General features: G+C 74.1%; 26 protein-coding genes. 16 read left to right on the top strand and 10 right to left on the bottom strand.

Features of this window, described 5'->3' with window-relative positions; genetic code table 11:
• Positions 1-30: 30 nt before the first annotated feature.
• Positions 31-1,041 carry an ABC transporter permease subunit gene (locus ACGFI2_RS01585; protein WP_393508881.1) on the bottom strand — a complete coding sequence of 337 codons (1,011 nt, stop codon included), beginning with the start codon at positions 1,039-1,041 and terminating at the stop codon, positions 31-33.
• On the bottom strand, positions 1,038-2,045 hold the full coding sequence (locus ACGFI2_RS01580; protein WP_393508878.1) for an ATP-binding cassette domain-containing protein: 1,008 nt from the start codon (positions 2,043-2,045) through the stop codon (positions 1,038-1,040). The genes ACGFI2_RS01585 and ACGFI2_RS01580 overlap by 4 nt, the downstream gene beginning before the upstream one ends.
• A 131-nt stretch (positions 2,046-2,176) precedes the next feature.
• On the opposite strand from ACGFI2_RS01580, the gene ACGFI2_RS01575 reads away from it, so the two are divergent.
• Together ACGFI2_RS01575 and ACGFI2_RS01570 are read left to right on the top strand one after the other, a co-directional pair.
• On the top strand, positions 2,177-3,016 hold the full coding sequence (locus ACGFI2_RS01575; RefSeq protein WP_393508875.1) for an ABC transporter ATP-binding protein: 840 nt from the start codon (positions 2,177-2,179) through the stop codon (positions 3,014-3,016).
• An 18-nt stretch (positions 3,017-3,034) separates the two neighbouring features.
• Positions 3,035-3,931 (top strand): ribokinase, encoded by an 897-nt coding sequence (locus tag ACGFI2_RS01570; RefSeq protein WP_393508872.1) that lies wholly within the window; start codon positions 3,035-3,037, stop codon positions 3,929-3,931.
• 70 nt (positions 3,932-4,001) lie between these two features.
• Here ACGFI2_RS01570 and ACGFI2_RS01565 read toward each other — a convergent pair whose 3' ends face one another.
• Together ACGFI2_RS01565 and ACGFI2_RS01560 are read right to left on the bottom strand one after the other, a co-directional pair.
• Complete coding sequence (locus ACGFI2_RS01565) at positions 4,002-4,760, bottom strand: hypothetical protein (RefSeq protein ID WP_393508869.1); 759 nt, start codon at positions 4,758-4,760, stop codon at positions 4,002-4,004.
• A gap of 87 nt (positions 4,761-4,847) precedes the next feature.
• The gene (locus ACGFI2_RS01560; RefSeq protein ID WP_393508867.1) at positions 4,848-5,330 is read right to left on the bottom strand and encodes a DUF6232 family protein; all 483 of its coding nucleotides are present in this window, start codon (positions 5,328-5,330) and stop codon (positions 4,848-4,850) included.
• A gap of 122 nt (positions 5,331-5,452) precedes the next feature.
• Here ACGFI2_RS01560 and ACGFI2_RS01555 point away from each other — a divergent pair, with 122 nt between their 5' ends.
• Complete coding sequence (locus ACGFI2_RS01555) at positions 5,453-5,863, top strand: nuclear transport factor 2 family protein (RefSeq protein ID WP_393508864.1); 411 nt, start codon at positions 5,453-5,455, stop codon at positions 5,861-5,863.
• Here ACGFI2_RS01555 and ACGFI2_RS01550 read toward each other — a convergent pair.
• Positions 5,809-6,327 carry a DUF6232 family protein gene (locus ACGFI2_RS01550; protein ID WP_393508861.1) on the bottom strand — a complete coding sequence of 173 codons (519 nt, stop codon included), beginning with the start codon at positions 6,325-6,327 and terminating at the stop codon, positions 5,809-5,811. The genes ACGFI2_RS01555 and ACGFI2_RS01550 overlap by 55 nt on opposite strands.
• A 97-nt stretch (positions 6,328-6,424) precedes the next feature.
• Between ACGFI2_RS01550 and ACGFI2_RS01545 the strand changes: the two genes are divergently transcribed.
• Together ACGFI2_RS01545 and ACGFI2_RS01540 are read left to right on the top strand one after the other, a co-directional pair.
• Complete coding sequence (locus ACGFI2_RS01545; protein ID WP_393508858.1) at positions 6,425-7,198, top strand: enoyl-CoA hydratase/isomerase family protein; 774 nt, start codon at positions 6,425-6,427, stop codon at positions 7,196-7,198.
• A gap of 73 nt (positions 7,199-7,271) precedes the next feature.
• A complete protein-coding gene (locus ACGFI2_RS01540) occupies positions 7,272-8,894 on the top strand; it encodes an acetolactate synthase (RefSeq protein ID WP_393508855.1) in 1,623 nt (540 codons plus the stop codon).
• Positions 8,895-8,947: 53 nt separating this feature from the next.
• Here ACGFI2_RS01540 and ACGFI2_RS01535 read toward each other — a convergent pair whose 3' ends face one another.
• From ACGFI2_RS01535 to ACGFI2_RS01525, 3 genes are read right to left on the bottom strand one after another with little or no spacing between them, the layout of a single operon-like run.
• The gene (locus tag ACGFI2_RS01535; protein WP_393508852.1) at positions 8,948-9,337 is read right to left on the bottom strand and encodes a PLD nuclease N-terminal domain-containing protein; all 390 of its coding nucleotides are present in this window, start codon (positions 9,335-9,337) and stop codon (positions 8,948-8,950) included.
• Positions 9,338-9,363: 26 nt separating this feature from the next.
• On the bottom strand, positions 9,364-9,660 hold the full coding sequence (locus ACGFI2_RS01530; protein ID WP_393508849.1) for a DUF202 domain-containing protein: 297 nt from the start codon (positions 9,658-9,660) through the stop codon (positions 9,364-9,366).
• Positions 9,661-9,680: 20 nt separating this feature from the next.
• A complete protein-coding gene (locus ACGFI2_RS01525) occupies positions 9,681-10,067 on the bottom strand; it encodes a YidH family protein (protein ID WP_393508847.1) in 387 nt (128 codons plus the stop codon).
• Between the two features lie 41 nt (positions 10,068-10,108).
• On the opposite strand from ACGFI2_RS01525, the gene ACGFI2_RS01520 reads away from it, so the two are divergent.
• From ACGFI2_RS01520 to ACGFI2_RS01505, 4 genes are all read left to right on the top strand, one after another.
• Positions 10,109-10,906 carry a GNAT family N-acetyltransferase gene (locus tag ACGFI2_RS01520; protein WP_393508845.1) on the top strand — a complete coding sequence of 266 codons (798 nt, stop codon included), beginning with the start codon at positions 10,109-10,111 and terminating at the stop codon, positions 10,904-10,906.
• Between the two features lie 2 nt (positions 10,907-10,908).
• Positions 10,909-11,313: a hypothetical protein gene (locus ACGFI2_RS01515; protein ID WP_393508842.1), complete on the top strand. Its 405-nt coding sequence runs from the start codon at positions 10,909-10,911 to the stop codon at positions 11,311-11,313.
• A gap of 187 nt (positions 11,314-11,500) precedes the next feature.
• Positions 11,501-12,280, top strand: a complete 780-nt coding sequence (locus ACGFI2_RS01510; protein ID WP_393508839.1) for an electron transfer flavoprotein subunit beta/FixA family protein — start codon at positions 11,501-11,503, stop codon at positions 12,278-12,280.
• Between the two features lie 11 nt (positions 12,281-12,291).
• Positions 12,292-13,251, top strand: coding sequence for an electron transfer flavoprotein subunit alpha/FixB family protein (locus tag ACGFI2_RS01505; protein ID WP_393508836.1), 960 nt, complete (start codon positions 12,292-12,294; stop codon positions 13,249-13,251).
• A 104-nt stretch (positions 13,252-13,355) separates the two neighbouring features.
• Here ACGFI2_RS01505 and ACGFI2_RS01500 read toward each other — a convergent pair whose 3' ends face one another.
• Entirely contained in the window at positions 13,356-14,117 is a 762-nt protein-coding gene (locus ACGFI2_RS01500; protein ID WP_393508833.1) for an anti-sigma factor, read from the bottom strand.
• The gene (locus ACGFI2_RS01495) at positions 14,071-14,676 is read right to left on the bottom strand and encodes an RNA polymerase sigma factor (RefSeq protein WP_393508830.1); all 606 of its coding nucleotides are present in this window, start codon (positions 14,674-14,676) and stop codon (positions 14,071-14,073) included. Before ACGFI2_RS01495 ends, ACGFI2_RS01500 begins: the two co-directional genes overlap by 47 nt.
• A 241-nt stretch (positions 14,677-14,917) precedes the next feature.
• Here ACGFI2_RS01495 and ACGFI2_RS01490 point away from each other — a divergent pair, with 241 nt between their 5' ends.
• From ACGFI2_RS01490 to ACGFI2_RS01460, 7 genes are all read left to right on the top strand, one after another.
• Entirely contained in the window at positions 14,918-15,748 is an 831-nt protein-coding gene (locus ACGFI2_RS01490; protein ID WP_393508827.1) for a DUF4397 domain-containing protein, read from the top strand.
• Complete coding sequence (locus tag ACGFI2_RS01485) at positions 15,745-16,416, top strand: class F sortase (RefSeq protein WP_393508824.1); 672 nt, start codon at positions 15,745-15,747, stop codon at positions 16,414-16,416. Before ACGFI2_RS01490 ends, ACGFI2_RS01485 begins: the two co-directional genes overlap by 4 nt.
• A gap of 85 nt (positions 16,417-16,501) precedes the next feature.
• Positions 16,502-17,677, top strand: a complete 1,176-nt coding sequence (locus ACGFI2_RS01480; protein WP_393508821.1) for a cysteine desulfurase family protein — start codon at positions 16,502-16,504, stop codon at positions 17,675-17,677.
• Positions 17,678-17,717: 40 nt separating this feature from the next.
• Positions 17,718-18,791 (top strand): tRNA 2-thiouridine(34) synthase MnmA, encoded by a 1,074-nt coding sequence (mnmA, locus tag ACGFI2_RS01475; protein WP_393508818.1) that lies wholly within the window; start codon positions 17,718-17,720, stop codon positions 18,789-18,791.
• Positions 18,792-19,174: 383 nt separating this feature from the next.
• The gene (locus ACGFI2_RS01470) at positions 19,175-20,179 is read left to right on the top strand and encodes a methionine synthase (RefSeq protein WP_393508816.1); all 1,005 of its coding nucleotides are present in this window, start codon (positions 19,175-19,177) and stop codon (positions 20,177-20,179) included.
• 37 nt (positions 20,180-20,216) lie between these two features.
• On the top strand, positions 20,217-20,585 hold the full coding sequence (locus ACGFI2_RS01465; protein ID WP_393508813.1) for a VOC family protein: 369 nt from the start codon (positions 20,217-20,219) through the stop codon (positions 20,583-20,585).
• A 26-nt stretch (positions 20,586-20,611) separates the two neighbouring features.
• Entirely contained in the window at positions 20,612-21,625 is a 1,014-nt protein-coding gene (locus ACGFI2_RS01460) for an ADP-ribosylglycohydrolase family protein (RefSeq protein ID WP_393508810.1), read from the top strand.
• Positions 21,626-21,641: the final 16 nt, after the last annotated feature.

The raw sequence follows: 21,641 nt of genomic DNA, 5'->3' as shown, positions 1-21,641 counted from the left end.
AGGAGTGGGCCGGTTCTGCGAGCCCCACGCTCAGATCAGGTCACGCCGGCGGAACACCACGAACGCGGCCGCCACCAGCGCGCCGGTCAGCGCGCCCAGGACCACCAGCCCCGACGGCCAGCCGAGCGTGTAGGAACCGTCGCAGAACCCGGAGATCCCGGCGCCGCAGGCGTTGCCGTCCCAGAACCGCACCTCGCCGGTGAGCCAGGCCCCCAGATAGCTGGAGAGCATGAACCGGTCCGGCCGGGCGACCTGCAGGATCTGGAACACCAACCGCGCGCCCAGCTCCCACACCACCAGGTACGCGGCCACCGTGCCCAGCGCCGCCGAGGTGTGCCGGCCCAGCGTGGCCACGGCGAACCCGAGCGCCGCGGCGAACAGCACGAGCACCAGCCCGCGCACCCAGGTCGCGCTGAGCGACGCCCAGAACTCGCCACCCATCCGGCCGGTCAGCCCGGACGCCTGACCGATCAACCAGAATGCGCCGAGATAGGCCACCGACGCCAGCACGGAGAGCCCGAGCACGCCGCCCAGCAGCGTGCCGAGCTTGGCCGCGAACACGGTCGGCCGGCGCGGCCGCCACAGCAGCAGGTTGACCACTCCGCCCGAGTTCAGGTCCGCCCCGATGTAGGAGGCGCCGACCAGGAACCCGAACAGCGCCAGGAACGCGATCAGGAAGTAGAGCAGCGGCCCGGCCTCCTTGGCGAAGACGAAGACGCCGCTGAGATAGTCGGACGCGGTCGGCAACTGCTCCGACCGGGCCGGGTCGATCTGCGCGCAGTCCCGCGGCAGGTAGTCGTTCTCGACCGGGGCGACCGTGCCCGCCTTGATCTGCACGCAGCGGTCGTGCGTCAGCTCCAGCCGCTGGACCTCCTGCGCGGCCTGCGCCTGGGCCCGGCTCAGCTCGATCGCGGTCGGCCGGTGCGAACCGCCGAGCGTGGTCACCACCGTCACCGCGAAGGCGACCGCCAGCAACGCCACCATGAGCTGCACGAAGCGCCGGGCGGCCAGCCGCTCCAGCTCGGCACGGACCAGGTTCACGCGTCCACCTCCCGGCCGTCCCGGACGTCCAGATCGATCACTCCGTCGTGCGCCGGCGCGCCGTCCACCTGGCGCGGCACCGCCGGCACCGGCTCGTGGCCGCTGGTCAGCTCCAGGAAGACGCTCTCCAGATCGGGCCGGAGCGGCACCAGCTCACGCACCCACAGCCCCTGCTCGCCCAGCGTGCGGCTGATCACCTCGGGATCCTCCACACCGGTCACCACGAGGTGGTCGGCGTGCCCGGTCACCGACAGGCCGGCCCGGCCCAGCAGTTGCGCGGCCCGCTCCGACTCGGCCACCCGGACCTGCCACTGGTGCTCGTCGAAGCCGGCCAGCACCTCGTCCACCGGCCCGTACGCGACCCGCCGGCCCCGGCTGACGATCGTCACGTGGTCGCAGATCAGCTGGATCTCGGCGAGGATGTGACTGGAGAGCAGCACCGTCACCCCGGCCGCGGCGAGCGACCGGGTCAGGTCGCGCATCTCCCGGATGCCGGCCGGGTCGAGCCCGTTCGCCGGCTCGTCGAGGATCAGCAGCTCCGGGTTCTTCAACAGGGCCGAGGCCACCGCGAGCCGCTGCTTCATGCCCAACGAGTAGCCCTTGACCCGCTCGTCGCCCCGGTCCCGCAGGCCGACCTGCTCCAACACCTCGTCCACCCGGCCGGTCGGCACTCCACCGGCCACGGCCAGCAGGCGCAGCGTCCGGTGCGCGGTGAAGTTGCCGAAGAACTGCGGGCTCTCCACGATCGCGCCGACCCGCCCGGCCACCTCGGGCAGCCGGTCCGGGGAAGGGGCGCCCAGCACGCTCATCCGGCCGGAGTCCGGGCGCACCAACCCGAGCAGGGCCCGCAGCGTGGTCGTCTTCCCGGAGCCGTTCGGGCCCAGGAAGCCGTGCACCTGACCCGCCTCGACCAGCATGTCGAAACCGTCGACGGCGACGCGGCGCCCCTGACGCAGGGTGTGGAACGTCTTGCGGAGACCGGCGATCTCGATGACCGGGCTCATCCGCAGGCCTCCCGGCAGCGGTCGGGCATGGGTCGTCCTTCCGGAGCGGTGACCAACGACACGGGGCCCCACCCTACGGCCGCGACGCCGCCGGTGGGGGGCGACGGGCCGGTGCGTGGTTGGATGGGGCGGTGACTGGTGACCTGATCCCCGGCGCCGCCGGCGCCCCCGCCCCCTCGACCGTGGACGCGGATCTGGTGGTCAGCCTCGCCGGGGTCGGCGTCAGGCGCTCCGGCACGGCGCTGGTGCGCGACGTCGACTGGCAGGTCGAGCTGGACGAACGGTGGGTGCTGCTCGGGCCGAACGGCGCCGGCAAGACCACCCTGCTCAACCTGGCCGCCGGCCGGATGTACCCGAGCCACGGCGTCGCCCACGTGCTCGGCGAGCGCATCGGCCGCACCGACGTCAACGAGCTGCGGACCCGGATCGGCCTCACCACCGCCACCCTCGCCGAGCGGATCCCCGCCGAGGAGCGCGTCACCGACGTGGTGGTGACCGCCGCCTGGTCGGTGGTCGGCCGCTGGCGGGAGAACTACGACCGCATCGACGAGGCACGCGCCGCCGCGTTGCTCGGCCAGCTCGGCGTCGGCCACCTCGCCGACCGCGCGTACGGCACCCTCTCCGAGGGCGAGCGCAAGCGGGTGCAGATCGCGCGGGCCCTGATGACCGACCCGGAGCTGCTGCTGCTCGACGAGCCCGCCGCCGGGCTCGACCTGGGCGCTCGGGAGGACCTGGTCGCCCGGCTCGCCGAGCTGGCGTACGACCCGGACGCGCCGGCCATGGTGCTGGTCACCCACCACGTGGAGGAGATCCCGCCCGGCTTCACCCACGCGCTGCTGCTGCGCGAGGGCGGCGTGGTGGCGCAGGGCCTGCTCGCCGACGTGCTCACCGCCGACAACCTGTCCAAGACCTTCGGCCTGCCGCTGCTCGTCTCGCGCGCCGGCGACCGGTGGACCGCGCGCGCCGCCTGAGCCGACCGGACGCCCACCGTGCCGCAGACCCGCGTCGCCGTCGTCGGCAGCGCCAACATGGACCTCGTCGGGACCGCCGCCGCGCTGCCCCGGCCGGGTGAGACGGTGCTCGGCACCGACTTCGTCATGCTTCCCGGCGGCAAGGGCGCCAACCAGGCCGTCGCCGCGGTACGCGCCGGCGCCTCCTGCGTCTTCCTCGGCGCGATCGGGTCGGACGCGTTCGGCGTCACGCTCCGGGCCCGGATCACCGCGGCCGGCGTGGACACCAGCCACCTCCGGGTGGCGTACGGCCCGTCCGGCGTCGCCCTGGTCATGGTCGGCGGCGCGGGGGAGAACGCCATCCTGGTCACCCCCGGCGCGAACGAGGCGTTCGTCGCGCCGACCGAGGACGAGCTGGCCGCCGTACGCGAGGCGGACGTGCTGGTCGCGCAGCTGGAGGTGCCGGTCGAGACGGTGACCGAGGCGGCGCTGGTGGCCCGGTCGGCCGGCACCCGGGTGGTGCTCAACGCGGCGCCGGCCCGGTCGCTGCCGGCCGAGCTGCTGGCCGCGACCGACCTGCTGGTGGTCAACGAGCCGGAGGCGCAGGCGTTGACCGGCCGCGGTCGGGACGAGCCGGCGGCGCTGCTCGATCTGGTGCCCCGAGCGGTGCTCACGCTCGGCGGCGACGGCGCCTGGTACGTCGACCGGGAGCGGGCCGCCGTGCACGTGCCGGCCGTGCCGGTGGACGTGGTCGACTCCACCGCGGCCGGGGACGCCTTCACCGCCGCGCTCGCGGTGGCCTGGGGCGAGGGGCGGGACCTGGCCGAGGCGGTGCGGTGGGCCGCCGCGGCCGGGGCGGCCTGCGTCCGCAGGCTGGGCGCCTCGGTGGCGCTGCCGCACCGCGCCGAGATCGACGCGCTGTTCGGCGAGGGCTGAGCGGGTCCTCGCTGTCAACAGGGGGCCCCGCCTCTACCGAACGCGTCAACCGGGGGCCCCTCCTTGCGCCTCAGCCCTCGGCGCGCTCGCCCCGGCGGCGCAGCATGGCGAGGCCGGGGATGCCGGCCACCGCGAGCTTCAGGTCGCGGGTGACGTCCAGCAGGTCGTGCAGATCCGGGCCGACCCGGTCCAGCGTGGCCAGGATCGGCAGCACGTCCGAGGTGAGGTGCTCCTTCAACTTCGGCAGCTCGTCGACGAGCCGGATCGCCGCGGTCACCTCCTCCGGGCTGAGCTGCTCGACGAAGCGGGCCGCCATCGGCGCCGCCCGGCGCAGCGTCGCCTCGTACGCCGCCAGCAGCTCGGCCGCGGTGCCGGCCGCCGCCTCGGCGGTGGCCACCGTGCCGGCGGCCCGGGCCGCCACCGTGTCCGCCTCGGCGACCACACCGGCCGCCGCCCGGGCCACCCGGTCGGCCTCGCCGACCACCGTGCCGGCGGCGGCGGAGACCCGCTCCGCCTCGCCGACCACCACCGCGGCCGCGGCGGCCACCTCGGTCGCGGTGTCGATCGCGGTGGTGGCGGCCGCGCTGATCACACCCACCTCGCGCACCGCCGTCTCCGCGTCGGTGAGCACCCGGTCGGTGCGGTCGAGGGTGCCCTCGATCCGGTCGACCACCCCGTTGATCCGCCGGAGCAGCGCCTCCACCTCGTCGAGCACGGCGAAGGCGCGGGCGGGCACGGCGGCGAACGCGGCGGCCGAACCCAACGCCTGGTCCAGGGCGGAACGGGTGAGGCCGACGACGGCACCGGGCCGGGGGAGTGGGATCGCCATGCCCACCAGTGTGCGTGGTGCCGGCCAGCGGTGCCCGTCGACGCGGGGCGGCGCACGTCACGCGGGCCCTCCCGCCGGGGGCGCACGTCATCGTCGGTCCCCCTGCTGTTCGACGGCGCGTTGCACGGCCCGGTAGATCTGCCCGAACCGTAAGGCGTCGGGCGTCCGGACCAGCATCGTCTCCCGCCCGTGGACCTGCACCCACAGCTCGTGCACCCGGTTGCCGCGCTCGTAGGAGCGGTCCAGCCAACCGAGCGGCACCTCCAGGAACGGGGTGAGCGCCAGCCCGACCACCACGAACGCGGCCACGATGATCAGGGCCAGCTTCCAGTCGCCCCGGTCCTGCGCCGCCCAGGCCAGCGAGAGCACGCAGACCAGCGCCACCAGCGGTGGCAGCGACAGCAGCAGGACCAGCGCGCCCCGACCCAGCACCCGCCCGCGTACCGCCAGCGTGGTCTGGCCCCGGGCGTGCCAGACGTACGTGACGTCGGCGAGCGCGACGACCTGCCCGCCGGCGTGGATGGCCCGCGAGGTGACCTGTACCGCGTCGTCCCGGTAATAGAGGGTCATAAATAAGCCTAACCATCCGTACGCCACCTCGCCGGGATGGTCAGGTCCGCGTTCTTGGTTCACGCCACCTCGGCGAGATGGAGTGGATCATGGAAAGAAGGTGAGCCGGTAGCGTGGCCGGCATGACGGACGGGGACGAGCGGGCGCGCAACATCGAGGCGGTTCGCCGTTACCTGCGGACCTTCGTCACCAAGGACCTGGCCGAACTGGCCGAGGTGGTGGACGAGGACGTGGAGGTCTACGGCTCCGGCACGGCGGTACGCGGCCGGCGGTGGCCGGAGGCGGCCGTCTCCTCGCCCGGCCTGACGGTCCTCGACCAGGAGATCCTGGAGATCTTCGCGGCCGGTGACCGGGTGGTGGTGTCGATGGCGCAGACCTACCGGCGGGACGCGACCGGGGCGACCACGGTGCAGAGCGCGTGCAAGATGTATCGGTTGGCCGGCGGCCGGATCGTGCAGTTCTGGGGCGAGCAGGACACCTACGGCCTGCTGCGCGGGCTCGGCCTGCTGCCGGACGAGCCGATCACGTTCTGAGCGGGGGCGGCGGGTACGCGCTCCATGGCCCGCTGCACCGCGCGGTAGATCTGGCCGAAGCGCAGCGCGTCGCCGGTGCTCAACAGCCGCACCGGCCGGCCCTGCCAGGTCGCCCACATCTCCAGCTCCCGGCTGCCCCGCACGTAGGAGCGGTCCAGGTGCTCGAAGAGCACGTCGGCGAGGGGCCCGACGGCGAGGCCGACCAGCAGGGAGGCACCGACGATGGCGATGGTGACGGTGAGCGAGCGGTGCAGCCAGACGGCGAGCGCGATGCCCAGCAGCGCGGCCACCAGCGGCCCGGCGAGCGCGGCGCCGATCGCGCCGCGGCCGGCGAGCACGCGCCAGGAGCGGCTGCCCCGCCGGTGCCAGACCGTGGTCAGCTCGGCCAGCGGGTAGCTGCGGTCGTCGACCCGCAACGCGGTGGCGGTGACCCGGACCGACCGGTCGTCGTAGTAGGTGGTCATGGCCTCACTCCCGGTGCTCGGCGTCTACCGCAATGTCTACCCCAACGAGGCGGGCCGTAAGGTTGGCACGCGACTTCGACGAGGAAGTGAGGGCAGCGTGGGCGAGTTCGTCAGGCTGGAAGTGAAGGACGGCGTCGGCACCATCCGGCTGGAGCGGCCGCCGATGAACGCGCTCAACACGCAGGTGCAGGAGGAGTTGCGCGCCGCCGCCGCGGCGGCCACCGCCGACGCCGAGGTCCGCGCCGTCGTCGTGTACGGCGGCGAGAAGGTCTTCGCGGCCGGCGCGGACATCAAGGAGATGGCCGACATGTCCTACGTGGACATGGCGGAGCGGGCCGCCGACCTGTCCAGCGCGCTGGGCGCGATCGCCCGGATCCCCAAGCCGGTCGTCGCCGCGATCACCGGGTACGCGGTGGGCGGCGGCTGCGAGCTGGCGCTGGCCTGTGACTGGCGGATCGTGGCCGAGGACGCCAAGCTCGGCCAGCCGGAGATCAAGCTCGGCGTCATCCCGGGCGCGGGCGGCACCCAGCGGCTGGCCCGGCTGGTCGGCCCGGCCCGCGCCAAGGAACTGATCATGACGGGGCGGATGGTCGACGCCGAGGAGGCGCTGCGCATCGGCCTGGCCGACCGGGTGGTCCCGGCCGCTGAGGTCTACGACGCCGCGCTGGCGTACGTCAAGCCGTTCCTGACCGGGCCGGTGCAGGCGCTGCGGGCGGCGAAGGCGGCGGTCGACGCCGGTCTGGACATGGATCTCACCTCCGGTCTGGCCTGGGAGAGCCAGCTCTTCGCGGCGCTGTTCGCCACCGAGGACCGACGCGAGGGCATGGCCGCGTTCGTGGAGAAGCGCAAGCCGGGCTTCACCGGGCGCTGACGCGAGAGCTGTTCACATCTCGTCTACCGGCCAGTAGCGTGTGACTCCGGTCGCGCGACGAAAGGGGAGTGGCATGACGGAACGGGTCGAGGGGCACGGCGGCGAGCTGGCGCTGGCGGCACTGCGCGCGCACGGCGTACGGGAGATGTTCACCCTCTCCGGCGGGCACGTCTTCCCGCTCTACGACGCGGCGCACTCCGCCGGCTTCCCGCTCTACGACGTCCGGCACGAGCAGTCGGCCGTCTTCGCCGCCGAGGCGGTGGCCAAGCTCCAGCGCCGCCCCGGCCTGGCCGTGCTCACCGCCGGCCCCGGCGTCACCAACGGCGTGTCCGGGTTGACCAGCGCATTCTTCAACGCCTCGCCGGTGCTGGTGATGGGCGGGCGGGCCCCGCAGTTCCGCTGGGGCGCCGGCAGCCTCCAGGAGATGGACCACCTGCCGCTGGTCGCCCCGGTGACCAAGCACGCCGAGACGGTGTTCAGCGCCGACGACATCCCGCGGGCCGTCTCCGCGGCGCTGACCACCGCGCTCACCCCGCACCGCGGCCCGGTCTTCCTGGACTTCCCGCTGGAGGCGGTCTTCTCCGTCGGCGACGCCGACCTGCCGGCGGTCGTCGCGCCGGCGCCGATCGAGCCCGACCCGGACGAGGTGGCGAAGGCGGCCGGCCTGATCGCCGGCGCGTCCCGGCCGGTGATCATCGCCGGCTCCGACGTGTACGCCGGGGACGCCGTCGACGCCCTGCGCGCCGCCGCCGAGGCGCTGCGGGTGCCGGTGTTCACCAACGGGATGGGCCGGGGCGCGCTGCCGCCCACGCATCCGCTCGCCTTCGCCAAGGCCCGCCGCGTCGCGGTGAAGGGCGCCGACGTGGTGGTGGTGATCGGCACGCCGCTGGACTTCCGGCTCTCCTTCGGCGACTTCGGCGACGCGAAGGTCGTGCACGTGGTGGACGCGCCCAGCCAGCGCGCCGGGCACGTGCAGCCCGCCGCCGCGCCCGCCGGCGACCTGCGGCTGATCCTCGGCGCGTTCGCCGAGCACCCCGGCGACCGGGCCGACCACGACGACTGGATCGCCGAGCTGCGTACCGCCGAGGACGCGGCGAAGGCGCGCGACGCCGAGGCGATGGGGGCCGAGACCGACCCGATCCGGCCGGCCCGGGTCTACGGCGAGCTGCGCAAGGTGCTCGCCCCGGACGCCATCACCATCGGCGACGGCGGCGACTTCGTCTCGTACGCCGGGAAGTACCTGGAGCCCGCCCAGCCCGGCACCTGGCTCGACCCCGGCCCGTACGGCTGCCTCGGCACCGGCATGGGTTACGCGATGGGCGCCCGGGTCAGCCACCCGGACCGGCAGATCTGCGTGCTGATGGGCGACGGCGCGGCCGGCTTCTCGCTGATGGACGTGGAGTCGCTGGCCCGGCAGAAGCTGCCGGTGGTGATCGTGGTCGGCAACAACGGCATCTGGGGGTTGGAGAAGCACCCGATGCGCGCCATGTACGGCTACGACGTGGCGGCCGACCTCCAGCCCGGGCTGCGCTACGACAAGGTGGTCGAGGCGCTCGGTGGCGCGGGCGAGACGGTGGAGAAGGCCGCCGACCTTCAGCCGGCGCTCGGCCGCGCGTTCGACGCCGGGGTGCCGTACCTGGTCAACGTGCTGACCGATCCGGCCGACGCGTACCCCCGCTCGTCGAACCTGGCCTGACCGCGACGCCGCCACGGCCGCTCGCCGGGTGACCGGCGGCGGCCGTGCGGCGCTCAGACCTCCGGGCGGTCCCGGTCGTCCGGGCGGCGGCGCAGCTCCTCCTCGCGGCGGCGCAGGTCGTCCTCCCAGCGCTGGAGACGCTCCCGGTCCTCGGTGCGGGAGCGCTCGTCGAGCGAGGCGAGGAAGTCCGGGTCGTCGTCCGGCGCGATCGGGCGGCGGGCCGGGGCGGCGGGCCCGCCGGACGCGGTGACGCCGGTCGGCCGCTCACGACCGGCCACGAACCAGGCGATCGAGCCGACCAGCGGGAAGAACAGGATGACCAGCACCCAGACCAGCCGGGGCAGCGCCTTGACCTGCCCGTCCTCGGCGGAGAGGCAGCTGATCAGCGCGCACACGGCGAGCACGACCTGGACCAGGAACAGCAGTACGTAGAGGCGGGCCATGCCTCATGATGGCGCACCGGGCGCGGTCAGCGCACCTTCCCGAGCACGTGCGCCACGCCGAGCAGGGCCAGGGCGGCCGCGCCGAGCGCGGCCAGCGGCATCGACATGCGGCCGAGCCGGCGTGGGCCGGCGCCGGTGGCCCGCCGCCAGGCGGCCGCCAGCACGGCCAGCCAGACCACGACCGCGGCCCCGGCCAGCACCGCGTCCACGACGCGGCCGGTGAACGCCGGCCGGAGCTGGAGCAGCAGCACCGCGGTCAGGGTGAGCAGGGTGCGCCGCCAGGAGAGCCGGGTACGTTCCGCGGGCAGCCCGATGTCCGTCATGGGGTCCCCCGGAGTGTCCGTCATGGGGTCCCCCGGAGCAGCACGGCGATCACCAGCAGCAGCGCGCCGGCCGCGACGATCAGCGCCAGTACGGCCGGGAAGCGGGACGCCGGCAGTTCCTCGCCCAGCCGGATCGCGCGTTCGGTGCGGGCCCAGTGGTCCACCGCGCGGATCGACACGGTGGCGCCGAGCAGCAGCAGCCCGACGGCGAGCGCCTCCCGCAGGTGGGCCAGGGGCAGCGGGGGGAGGAACTGCGCGGCGGCCAACCCGCCCGCGACCAGCGCCAACCCGGTACGCAGCCAGGCCAGGAACGTCCGCTCGTTGGCCAGCGAGAAACGGTAGTCCGGCGGGGTGCCGACCGAACGCAGCTCCCGCGGGTCGAACCAGCGCCTGATCGACTCCCACACGGCACCGATTATCCGCTTGGCCTCCGGCCTAGCCTGGGGGGATGACCGATCTTGACGCGCGCGCCCTGCGTGAGGCCTACGACAGCCAGATCCGCCCGGAGCTGCCCGACCCGGTGCCCGCCGGGGTGACCGTGGACCGGGACGGCCCGCTGTTCCGGGTGCTCGGCCTGGACCAGCGCGGCTTCCTCACCTACCGGACGCTGGACGGCCTGGCCGGCGCCGAGCTGGACGCGCTGATCGCCCGGCAGGTCGAGTTCTTCCGGGCCCGGGGCGAGGCGGTCGAGTGGAAGCTCGCCGGCCACGACGAGCCGGCCGATCTGGGTGACCGGCTGCGCGCGGCCGGCTTCGTCCCGGAGGACCAGGAGACCGTCGTGATCGGCCCGGTGGCGCCGCTGGCCGCCGCCGTCCCGGTGCTCCCCGAGGGGGTACGCCTGCGCGAGGTCACCAGCCGGGCCGACCTGGAGCGGATCGCCGCCATGGAGGAGGAGGTCTGGCACTCCGACCGCGGTCACCTGGTGACCGGGCTGGCCCGCGAGATCGAGGCGGACCCGCAGTCGATCGCGATCGTGGTGGCCGAGGCCGGGGAGACGGTGGTCAGCGCCGGGTGGATCCGCTACGAGGGCGACGGCGGCTTCGTCAGCCTCTGGGGCGGGTCGACGCTGCCGCAGTGGCGGCGCAAGGGCATCTACCGGGCGCTGGTGGCCTACCGGGCGCGGCTGGCGCAGCAGCGCGGCAAGACGCTGGTGCAGGTGGACTGCTCGCCGGACAGCCGGCCCATTTTGGAGCGACTCGGGCTCGTTGCGGTCACCACCACCACGCCGTACGTCTACACTCCGTGATCATGGACCGGTTGACGGCGGACGAGCAGCTCACCCTCAAGACCGGCGCGTTCGGGGCGGTCTTCCTGGTCTCCAACGCGGTGCCGGGGATGCTGGCCATGGTGCGGGAGAGCATCGCCGCCTCCGGGGCGCTCGGCGACGCCGGCGGCGTGGTCAAGGAGGCGCTCACCACCGGCCCGCTGCCGCAGCTGCCCCGCGACTCGGCGCTGGAGATCGAGTCGGTGGTGCTGCCCGCGCTGGGCCGGGCGGTGGAGATCCTGCGGGCCAAGTCGCCGGGGGACGTCGAGGCGTACCGGTCGGTGGTGCTGGCGGCGGCGGACCGGGTGGCGCAGGCGCACCGGGGGATGGAGCCGGCCGAGGCGGCGGCGATCGACAAGGTCCGGGCGGCGCTTGCCGACGCGGCCTGAGCCCCCTCGGCTACGGTGAGTTGCGTCACCCCGGGTCCCCGGGGAGTCGATGCTACTTGCGGGTAACATTGCTCCGTGGGCAAGTGCACAGCGTCTCGCGGTTGACCGAGCGTTAAGTCACGCGGGAGGCTGCGCCCGTGACCGGGCGAGTGATCGCTACACCAAACAGGAGGGTCGTCGAAGCGCGATGAACATCGTCGTACTCGTCAAGCAGGTGCCCGATTCGGGCGCGGACCGCAACCTGCGTCCTGACGACAACACCGTCGACCGCGGCTCGGCGAACAACGTCATCAACGAGATGGACGAGTACGCCATCGAAGAGGCGTTGAAGATCAAGGAGGCGCACGGCGGCGAGGTCACCATCCTGACCATGGGGCCGGACCGGGCGACCGAGTCGATCCGCAAGGCGCTCTCCATGGGGCCGGACAAGGCCGTCCACGTCGTCGACGACGCGCTGCACGGCTCCTGCGCGGTGGCCACCTCGAAGGTGCTCGCGGCCGCCCTCGGGCAGCTCAACGCCGACCTGGTCATCTGCGGCGCCGAGTCCACCGACGGTCGGGTGCAGGTCATGCCGCACATGATCGCCGAGCGGCTGGGCGTGGCCGCCCTGACCGGCGCGCGCAAGCTCACCGTCGACGGCTCCACCCTCACCGCCGAGCGGCAGACCGAGGAGGGCTACGAGGTGGTCACCGCCTCCACCCCGGCCGTGGTCTCCGTCTGGGACACCATCAACGAGCCGCGCTACCCGTCCTTCAAGGGCATCATGGCCGCGAAGAAGAAGCCGGTGCAGACGCTCTCCCTGGGTGACCTGGGCGTGGCTCCGACCGAGGTGGGCCTCGACGGCGCTACCAGCGCGGTGCTGGAGCACACCAAGCGTCCGCCGCGCTCCGGCGGCGAGAAGATCACCGACGAGGGCGAGGGCGGCGTCAAGCTGGTCGAGTTCCTCGCCACCGAGAAGTTCGTGTGAGAGGTCTGGACATGTCTGAGGTTCTCGTCGTCGTCGAAGCCACCCGGGAATTCGGCGTCAAGAAGGTCACCCTGGAGATGCTCACCCTCGCCCGCGAGCTGGGCACCCCGAGCGCGGTCGTGCTCGGCGGCGCCGGCGCGGCCGACGCGTTGAGCGCCAAGCTTGGCGAGTACGGCGCGGAGAAGATCTACGCCGCCGAGGGCGAGGAGATCGACGGCTTCCTGGTGGCCCCGAAGGCAACCGTGGTCGCCGAGCTGGTCAAGCGGGTGCAGCCGGCTGCCGTGCTGCTCGCCTCCTCGCAGGAGGGCAAGGAGATCGCCGCCCGCCTGGCGGTCAAGCTGGGCAACGGCATCCTGACCGACGTGGTCGGCCTGGACGCCGACGGCACCGCCACCCAGGTCGCGTTCGCCGGCTCCACCATCGTCAAGGCCAAGGTCACCAAGGGCCTGCCGCTGGTCACCGTCCGGCCCAACTCGCTCAACCCGACTCCGGCCGCGGCCACCTCGGCCGTCGAGCAGCTCACCGTGTCGGTCACCGACGCGGACAAGCTGGCCAAGGTCGTCGAGCGGGTCGCCGAGCAGAAGGGCTCCCGCCCCGAGCTGACCGAGGCCTCGATCGTCGTCTCCGGCGGCCGCGGTGTCGGCAACGCCGACAACTTCAAGCTGGTGGAGGAGTTGGCCGACCTGCTCGGCGGCGCGGTCGGCGCGTCCCGCGCGGCGGTCGACTCCGGCTTCTACCCGCACCAGTTCCAGGTCGGCCAGACCGGCAAGACGGTCTCCCCGCAGCTCTACGTCGCGCTCGGCATCTCCGGCGCGATCCAGCACCGGGCCGGCATGCAGACCTCGAAGACCATCGTCGCGGTGAACAAGGACGGCGAGGCGCCGATCTTCGAGCTGGCCGACTACGGCGTGGTCGGCGACCTGTTCAAGATCGTTCCGCAGGCCGCCGAGGAGATCCGCAAGCGCAAGTGACCTCCGGGTCCGCAGGAAGAGGCCGCCGTCCGGTGATCCGGGCGGCGGCCTTCTGCCACGTAGGGAGCTGATCGGCGGGCCGGGGAGCTGAGCCGGCCCGCCGATCAGCCCGTCAGGGTGCCCCTCAGCAGGCTGTCGCCGGAGTGGGCGGGCTTGTTGTCGTACTGCTCGGCGCTGACGTCGACGACGGAGAAGGTGCCCAGGTCCACGTTGCGGGGGATCGGCAGCAACGCGTCCCCCGATCCCTTGCTCAACGTGCCCACCGAGAACATCCTCATCGTCTTCGGGTCGATCAGCCAGACCTCGTAGTACCCCGGAACGCTCGGGAGATTCGCCACATGCAGATGCAGTTGGTCGTCACCGAGCACCCGGGCGTCGCCCGAGGCGTCCTTCGGGGTCGAGCCGAACGCGGCCAGGGGCGCGCTGGCCAGCACCGTCGGCTGCGGCGCGGGTTCGTCGCCGCCGCCGAGCACCACGGCGGTGCCCGCCACCCCGATGATCGCGGCGGCGGTGGCGGTGACCGCCGTGCTCGCCCAGCGGGGCCACCGACGGCCACGGGTCGCGACAGCCGCCCGTCCGGCCGGGTCACCGGCCTCGTCGCCGGCCCGCGGCGGGCGGCGACCGTTCAACGTGGGCAGTTCCTCGGCGGCCCGGATCTCGGCGACGATGCCCTGCCAGACGTGCTCCGGCGGAGCCGGCAGGTCGGTCAGGCCCTGGGTGCCGGCGCCGAGCCCGGCGACGTGCCGGAGCGTCTCCAGTTCGCCCCGACAGTGACCGCAGGTGTCGAGATGGGTGGATTCTCCGTCGGCCGCCTCGCTCTCACCGAGCGCCAGAAAGACCAGCCGGTCGTGGTCCAGGTGCTGCACCGTCCACCTCCCATCTGCGTTTCAGGCTCTGCATTCCGCGTCGGATGTGGCTCTTCACCGTGCCGAGCGGCACTCCTGTGACGGTCGAGATCTGCTGATGTGTCAGGTCGTCGTAGAACGCCAGCTCCAGCATCCGACGTTGCTCGTCGGGTAGCCGGGCCAGCTCGTCGGCGACCACCAGCCGGTCGACCACCGTGTCGGGGTCGGGGCCGGTGTCCACCGGCTCGGGCAGTTGCTTCACCGTCTCGACCACCCGGGTCTCCCGGGCCGCGGCCCGGATCCGGTCGACCACCTTGCGTCGCGCGATGCCGAGCAGCCAGCCGATCAGTGAGCCTTTCGCCGGGTCGAACGTCTCCCGGCCGAGCCAGGCGGCGACGAACGTCGCCTGGGTCACGTCCTCGGCGTCACTCCGGTTGACAAGCGTCGTGCTGGCCAGATGCAGCACCGCTCGGCCGAACCGGTCGTACGCCTCGCGCAGGGCGGCCTCGTCGCCGTCGCGGAACCGCGTCGCGAGATCGTCCTCGACCGGCGGCTCGGGGCCCTGCCTGGCCGCCGTCACCGGGCGGCTCGCCTTCCGTGGGGCATACCCGACTGTAACTCCCACCGCCCCCGCCCCACTCTCCCGGTGTGCGTCGCGCAACCCCCGTCACCTCCCCTTCGTCGCCGAGGGCGCCGGCGGATGCGTCCGCGGCCGGAAAAAGAAACCCGATCCGGAGCGCATCCGGCGGCGTCCGGGCCGGCGTAACCCGTTCTGCAAGCCAGGCCTGACGAATCAGCACCAACCACCAGGAGGCAGTCAAATGCAGCTCGCCATGTTCCGTCGGGTCGCCGCAGGCGGCGCGGTGGCCGCCCTCACCTTCGCCGGCGTGGGCGCCGCCACCATGAGCCCGGCCTACGCCGCCTCGTCGAAGGTCTCCGTGGTCCACGGCATCCCGGACACCCCGGTCGACGTCTACGTCAACGGCAAGAAGACGCTGAACAACTTCAAGCCCGGCGACGTGGCCGGCCCGCTCACCCTCCCCGAGGGCGAGTACGACATCGCGCTGACCAAGCCCGGTGAGGCGATCGACAAGGCGATCCTCAAGGTCGACGACGCCGCGGTGCCGGGTGGGGCCAACATCAGCCTCGCCGCCCACCTGAGCGCCGACGGCAAGCCGCAGATCACCCCGTTCGTCAACGACGTGTCCAAGGTGGGCGCCGGCAAGGCCCGGCTGATCGTCCGGCACACCGCCGCCGCCCCGGCCGTCGACGTGCGGGCCGGCGGCAAGCCGGTCTTCGAGGGTCTGACCAACCCGAAGGAGGCCAAGGCCGACCTGGCCGCCGGCACCGTCAAGGCGGACGTGGTGCTCGCCGGCACCGACACCGTCGCCATCGGCCCGGCCGACCTGAACCTGAAGGAGGGCACCGCCACCATCGTCTACGCGATCGGCTCCGCCGACGCCAAGAACCTGGACCTGGTCGCGCAGACCATCAGCGGTCTGCACTCGGCCCCGGGCGGCGTGCCCAGCGGCACCGGTGGCCAGGCCGGCACCGGCGTGGACACCTGGTGGTACGTGCTGGCCGGCGCCGGCGTGCTGCTCCTGGTCGGCGGCGGGGCGCGGGTGGCGACCGCCCGGGCCGGTCGCCGATGACGGTGCGCAACCGCGGGGCGCTGGCGGCCATCGCCGCCGGCGCCGCCGCGCTCACCGTGGCGACCCTTGTCGCCTGCGGGTCCCAACCCGCCGAGGACGTCGGCGGCGACGAGGCGGCGGCGCTGGCCAGCAGCACCCCCGCCGCGACGCCGACGGCGGCGGCGACCGGGGACGCGTCCGTGCCGGTCGGCGCCGGCACGCTGCCGGCGGACGACAAGCCCGTGCCACCGGTACGGCTGCGCATCCCGCCGATCGGGGTCACCGCCTCGGTCAACCCGGTCGGCATCAACGAGCGCACCGACGAGTTCGAGGTGCCGCCCAGCGTCGACCAGGTCGGCTGGTACCGCTACGGCCCGGGCCTGGAGGCGGCCGTTGGCTCGGTGGTGATCGCCGGGCACGTGGACAGCGCCGACCAGGGCAAGGGGGCGTTCTTCCGGCTCCGCGAGCTGGACCGGGGGGACACCCTGACCGCCACCGGCTCGGACGGGAAGGAACTGCGCTACCGGGTGGTGGCCCGGGAGGAGTACACGAAGACGAAGATCCCGCTGGAGCGGTACTTCGCCCGCGACGGAAAGCCGCGCCTGACGCTGATCACCTGCGGCGGCCCGTTCGATGCGAGGACCCGGCACTACCGCGACAACATCGTGGTCACCGCGGTTCCCGCATGAAGGGCCGGACCGCCCGTCCCGGCGAGTGCGGGACGGGCGGTCCGGCCAGCGGTGGCCGGTCCACCGGCCGTTAGGCTGAGCCGTGATGGCATACCTGGATCACGCGGCGACGACCCCGATGCTCGACGAGGCACTCGAGGCGTACGTCGCCACCGCTCGCGAGGTGGGAAACGCGTCGTCGCTGCACGCGGCGGGCCGTCGTGCCCGACGCCGGGTGGAGGAGTCCCGCGAGCGGGTGGCCGCCGCGCTCGGCGCCCGCCCGTCCGAGGTGATCTTCACCGGCGGCGGCACGGAGAGCGACAACCTCGCCGTGAAGGGCATCTTCTGGGCCCGCCGTGACGCCCGGGCCGAGCGGGTCCGGGTGGTTTCCAGCGCGGTCGAGCACCACGCGGTGCTGGACTCGGTGGACTGGCTGGTCGGTCACGAGGGCGCGGAGGTCGGCTGGCTCTCCGTCGACGCGACCGGCCGGCTCGACCCGGAGCGGCTCCGCGCCGAGCTGGCCGATCACGGCGACCGGGTGGCGGTGGCCACCGCCATGTGGGCCAACAACGAGGTCGGCACCGTCCAGCCGGTGGCCGAGCTGGCCGCGGTCGCCGCCGCGCACGGGGTGCCGTTCCACACCGACGCGATCCAGGCGGTCGGGCAGGTGCCTGTCGACTTCGCCGCCAGCGGGGTGTCCGCGCTCACCGTGACCGGGCACAAGCTCGGCGGGCCGACCGGCGTGGGCGCGCTGCTGCTGGCCCGCGACGTCGCCGCGACGCCGCTGCTGCACGGCGGCGGCCAGGAGCGGGACGTCCGCTCCGGCACGCTGGACACCGCCGGCATCGTCGCGTTCGCGGTCGCCGTCGAGGCCGCGGTGAAGGGCCAGCAGGAGTACGCGGCCCGCGTCGCCGCGCTCCGCGACGAGCTGGTCGAGCGCGTCCGGCGGGCGGTGCCCGAGGTGGTCTTCAACGGCGACCCGACGGATCGGCTCCCCGGCAACGCGCACTTCTCCTTCCCCGGCTGCGAGGGGGACGCGCTGCTGCTGCTCCTCGACGCCCAGGGCATCGCCTGCTCGACCGGCTCGGCCTGCTCGGCGGGTGTGGCCCAGCCCTCGCACGTGCTGATGGCGATGGGCGCCGACGACGACCGGGCCCGCTCCTCGCTGCGTTTCACGCTCGGTCACACCAGCACCGACGCGGACGTCGACGCGCTCATCGCCGCGCTGCCGGCCGCCGTGGAGCGGGCCCGCCGCGCGGCCGCCCTCCGCACCCCCCGCTGAGCCGGATACCCTCGGTGCTGAGGACGAGGGGAGTCGGCTGGTGAGGGTTCTGGCGGCGATGTCGGGCGGGGTGGACTCCGCCGTCGCGGCGGCGCGGGCGGTGGAGGCCGGGCACGACGTGACCGGGGTGCACCTGGCGCTGGCGCGCAACCCGCAGACCTACCGCACCGGCGCCCGGGGCTGCTGCACGCTTGAGGACTCCCGGGACGCCCGGCGCGCCGCGGACGTGCTCGGCATCCCGTTCTACGTGTGGGACATGGCGGACCGGTTCCACGACGACGTGGTCGACGACTTCGTCGCCGAGTACGCCGCCGGTCGTACCCCGAACCCGTGCCTGCGCTGCAACGAGAAGATCAAGTTCGCCGCGGTGCTGGACCGGGCCGTGGCCCTGGGCTTCGACGCGGTGGTGACCGGCCACCACGCCCGGCTCGGCCCGGACGGCCTGCTGCGGCGCAGCGTCGACCCGGCCAAGGACCAGTCGTACGTGCTGGCGGTGCTGACCCGCGCGCAGCTCGACCGGTCGGTCTTCCCGCTCGGCGACTCCACCAAGGCCGAGGTGCGCGCCGAGGCGGCCCGGCGCGGCCTGGCCGTGGCCGACAAGCCGGACTCGCACGACATCTGCTTCATCGCCGACGGCGACACCCGTGGTTTCCTGGCCCAGCGGCTCGGCGAGGCGCCGGGCCAGGTGGTGGACGCGCTCACCGGCGCGGTCGTGGGCAACCACAGCGGCGCCTACCAGTACACCGTCGGGCAGCGGCGCGGGCTGCACCTGGATCGGCCGGCGCCGGACGGTCGACCCCGCTACGTGCTCTCCATCACGCCGAAGACCAACACCGTGACGGTCGGCCCGGCGGAGGCGCTGGAGGTCTCCTCGGTGCGGGCCACCCGCCCGGTCTGGACCGGCGGGCCGCGCCCGGACGGGCCGATCGAGTGCGAGGTGCAGCTGCGGGCCCACGGCGACGTGGTGCCGGCCGCCGTCTCGGTGGACGCCGACGGGCTGCACGCCTCACTGCGTCGCCCGCTGCGCGGGGTCGCCGCCGGCCAGGCGATCGTGGCCTACCGGCCGGACCCGGCCGGCGACGTGGTCCTCGGCTCCGCCACCATCGCCGCCTGACGGATCACCGCCCGGACGCGCCGCTCCGCTTCCGCCTGAGCCGCTCCGGTGCTTCCTGTCTCTCCGGCACGGACATGCCGACACGGCGGGAGCGCACCTCGCCGCGGATGCCTACAAACCTGATGGCACGGATGAGTCACCGCGACGAACGGCGGTGGACCTCCCGTCGGCGCGAACCCGTGCCCGGACTGTTTCCCACCGAGTCATCCACGCCATCAAGTTCGTAGGCACTCGGGGCGTCGATGCCGCTGGTCCACGGCGCATCGGTCGTCCGCCCGCACCCCGCGTCACCATTGGCTGTCCGTGCCTGCCCGCGCCGGCCGTGCCTGCCTGCGCCGGCCCGCGTTGCCCGCGCCGCACGGCACGGTGGATAGGCTTCGGCGGTGACTGATCAGCAGTGGCCCTGGCCGGCCGGAGCGGCGACCGGAATCGGTTCGTTGCCCGGCACCGACATCGCCGAAGCGCAGCGGATCGTGCTCGGTGAGCTGCCCGCCCTGCCGCACCTGCCGGAGCTGCCCGCCCGGGGTCCGGGCGCGGACCTCGTCGGACGCACCGCCGGCCTACTGGTCGAACTGCCGGTCGAGCTGTACGCGGCCCGTTGGCGGATCGCCCCACGGCCCGGGCGGGACCTGCGCCGGGCGCGTGACCTCATGGAACGCGACCTCGACCAGCTCGCCGAGCAGGCCGAGGAGTACGCGGGTCCGGTGAAGGTCCAGGCCGCCGGCCCGTTCACCCTGGCCGCCACGCTGGAACTGCCGCTCGGCGGCCGGGTGCTGCGTGACCCGGGCGCGGTGCGCGACCTCGCCGGCTCGCTGGGCGAAGGGTTGCGAGGGCACCTGACGGCGGTGACCCGGCGGCTGCCCCGCGCCTCGGTGCTGCTCCAGCTCGACGAGCCGTCGCTGCCGGCGGTGCTGGCCGGCCGGGTGCCCACCGAGAGCGGCTTCGGCACCCACCGTGCGGTGGAGGCGGAGGTGGCACGGGCGCTGCTGGGCGACGTGCTCGACGCGGCCGGGGTCCCCACGTTGGTGCACTGCTGCGCGCCGGACGTGCCGTTGGAGCTGATCCGCTCGGCCGGCGCCACCGGCGTCGCCCTCGACCTGTCCCTGGTCACCGACCTGGACCCGCTCGGTGCGGCGATCGACGCCGGGTTCGGTCTGCTGGCCGGCGCCGCGCCGACCCTGCCGCCGCCGTCCGGCCGGGCGCCGACGTCGGCCGAGGTCGCCGACCGGGTCCGCCGGGTCTGGGACCAGCTCGGCTTCCCCCGCCGCCGGCTGGCCGAGCAGGTGGTGGTCACGCCCGCGTGCGGCCTGGCCGGCGCCACCCCGGCGTACGCCCGGGCGGTGCTTGCCGCCTGCCGCGACGCCGGCCGGCGACTCGCCGAGGAGTGACGTTCTCCTGTCGTACCCCGGGGGCAGGATGGCTCACATGATCGGACGACTGCGTTCCACCGTGATCGACTGCCCCGATCCGCGCGCGCTGGCCGGCTTCTACGCCGAGCTGCTCGGCCTGCCGCTGATCGAGGAGAACTCCGACGGCGACGAGTGGGTGGTGCTCGGCGGCCCACCCGGGCACCTGCCGCGGCTGGCCTTCCAGAAGGCGCTCGACCTGCGCGCCCCCGCCTGGCCCGACCCGGAGCGGCCGCAGCAGTTCCACCTGGACGTGACGGTGGACGACATCGAGGTGGCCGAGAAGGCGGCGCTGGCGCTGGGCGCGCGGCGGCTGCCCGGCGAGGGGGAGGACTTCCGGGTCTACGCCGACCCGGTCGGCCACCCGTTCTGCCTCTGCTGGGACTGACCGCGCCGAGTTTGCGCGGTCGGTGCATGATCACCACCGTGACCGCCTCCACCGACCGTCGCGCCGCCGGCTCGCTCTTCGGCCTGGCCTACGGCGACGCCCTGGGCAAGCCGACCGAGTTCCTCACCGTCGCCGAGATCGTCAAGCGCTACGGCCCGGCCGGCCCGCGCGAACTGGAGGGTGACCCGGCGCAGGTCACCGACGACACCCAGATGGCGTTGGCCGTGGCCTGGGCGCTGCACGACGCGCCCACCCACACGGCCGAGGCGGTGGAGCCGCTGCTGCGGCGGCGCTTCGTCGACTGGTCGGTCAGCCCGGAGAACAACCGCGCGCCGGGCATGACCTGCCTGCGCGCCTGCGCCGAGCTGAGCCGCGGCACCCGCTGGCAGGAGGCCACGGTCGCCGGCTCGAAGGGCTGCGGCGCGAACATGCGGGTCACCCCGGTCGGGCTGATCGACGTCGACCTCGACACGATGGCCGGCCTGGCCCAGCTCCAGGCCGGGCTCACCCACGGTCACCCGACCGGGCTGGCGGCGAGCGAGCTGACCGCGTACGCGGTCCGGCTGCTGCGCGACGGCGCCGCGCTGCCCGAGCTGCCCGGCCTGCTCACCGCGCGGGCCCACGAGCAGCGCACGGTCTACCGGGGCGACTGGCTCGGCGACCTGTGGCAGCGTCCCGGCGGCACCACCGGCGCCGAGTTCATCGCCCGGGGTTGGGACGACTGCCTGCGGGTGCTCGGTCGGCTCGACGCTGCCCTGGCCCGCCCCGACGACGGCGGTGACCCGTGCCGGCTCACCGGCGAGGGCTGGATCGCCGAGGAGGCGCTGGCCACCGCGCTGCTCTGCGCGCTGCGGCACCCCGACGACCCGGTCGGCGCGCTGGCCCGCGGCGCCACCACGGCCGGCGACTCCGACTCCATCGCCGCGCTGGCCGGCGCATTCGTCGGGGCCGCGCACGGCATGGCCGCCTGGCCGGCGGCCTGGTCCACCCGCATCGAGTACGCCGACCAGCTCACCACCCTGGCCGCCGCCGCCGACTGACCTGGCGGGCGGGGCC

Source organism: Micromonospora sp. NPDC049282 (genome assembly GCF_043197045.1).
Lineage (GTDB): Bacteria > Actinomycetota > Actinomycetes > Mycobacteriales > Micromonosporaceae > Micromonospora.
This window is presented reverse-complemented; position numbering and strand designations above follow the sequence as displayed.

Excerpts from the sequence above, each read along its gene's own strand:
- ACGFI2_RS01515 (WP_393508842.1), top strand. The coding sequence starts at position 10,909 with ATGGACCGGTTGACGGCGGACGAGCAGCTCACCCTCAAGACCGGCGCG.
- ACGFI2_RS01510 (WP_393508839.1), top strand. The coding sequence starts at position 11,501 with ATGAACATCGTCGTACTCGTCAAGCAGGTGCCCGATTCGGGCGCGGAC.
- ACGFI2_RS01530 (WP_393508849.1), bottom strand. The coding sequence starts at position 9,660 with ATGACGGACATCGGGCTGCCCGCGGAACGTACCCGGCTCTCCTGGCGG.
- ACGFI2_RS01485 (WP_393508824.1), top strand. The coding sequence starts at position 15,745 with ATGACGGTGCGCAACCGCGGGGCGCTGGCGGCCATCGCCGCCGGCGCC.
- ACGFI2_RS01540 (WP_393508855.1), top strand. The coding sequence starts at position 7,272 with ATGACGGAACGGGTCGAGGGGCACGGCGGCGAGCTGGCGCTGGCGGCA.
- ACGFI2_RS01560 (WP_393508867.1), bottom strand. The coding sequence starts at position 5,330 with ATGACCCTCTATTACCGGGACGACGCGGTACAGGTCACCTCGCGGGCC.
- ACGFI2_RS01555 (WP_393508864.1), top strand. The coding sequence starts at position 5,453 with ATGACGGACGGGGACGAGCGGGCGCGCAACATCGAGGCGGTTCGCCGT.
- ACGFI2_RS01460 (WP_393508810.1), top strand. The coding sequence starts at position 20,612 with ATGATCACCACCGTGACCGCCTCCACCGACCGTCGCGCCGCCGGCTCG.
- ACGFI2_RS01480 (WP_393508821.1), top strand. The coding sequence starts at position 16,502 with ATGGCATACCTGGATCACGCGGCGACGACCCCGATGCTCGACGAGGCA.
- ACGFI2_RS01580 (WP_393508878.1), bottom strand. The coding sequence starts at position 2,045 with ATGAGCCCGGTCATCGAGATCGCCGGTCTCCGCAAGACGTTCCACACC.
- ACGFI2_RS01565 (WP_393508869.1), bottom strand. The coding sequence starts at position 4,760 with ATGGCGATCCCACTCCCCCGGCCCGGTGCCGTCGTCGGCCTCACCCGT.
- ACGFI2_RS01505 (WP_393508836.1), top strand. The coding sequence starts at position 12,292 with ATGTCTGAGGTTCTCGTCGTCGTCGAAGCCACCCGGGAATTCGGCGTC.
- ACGFI2_RS01490 (WP_393508827.1), top strand. The coding sequence starts at position 14,918 with ATGCAGCTCGCCATGTTCCGTCGGGTCGCCGCAGGCGGCGCGGTGGCC.
- ACGFI2_RS01550 (WP_393508861.1), bottom strand. The coding sequence starts at position 6,327 with ATGACCACCTACTACGACGACCGGTCGGTCCGGGTCACCGCCACCGCG.
- ACGFI2_RS01520 (WP_393508845.1), top strand. The coding sequence starts at position 10,109 with ATGACCGATCTTGACGCGCGCGCCCTGCGTGAGGCCTACGACAGCCAG.
- ACGFI2_RS01535 (WP_393508852.1), bottom strand. The coding sequence starts at position 9,337 with ATGGCCCGCCTCTACGTACTGCTGTTCCTGGTCCAGGTCGTGCTCGCC.
- ACGFI2_RS01465 (WP_393508813.1), top strand. The coding sequence starts at position 20,217 with ATGATCGGACGACTGCGTTCCACCGTGATCGACTGCCCCGATCCGCGC.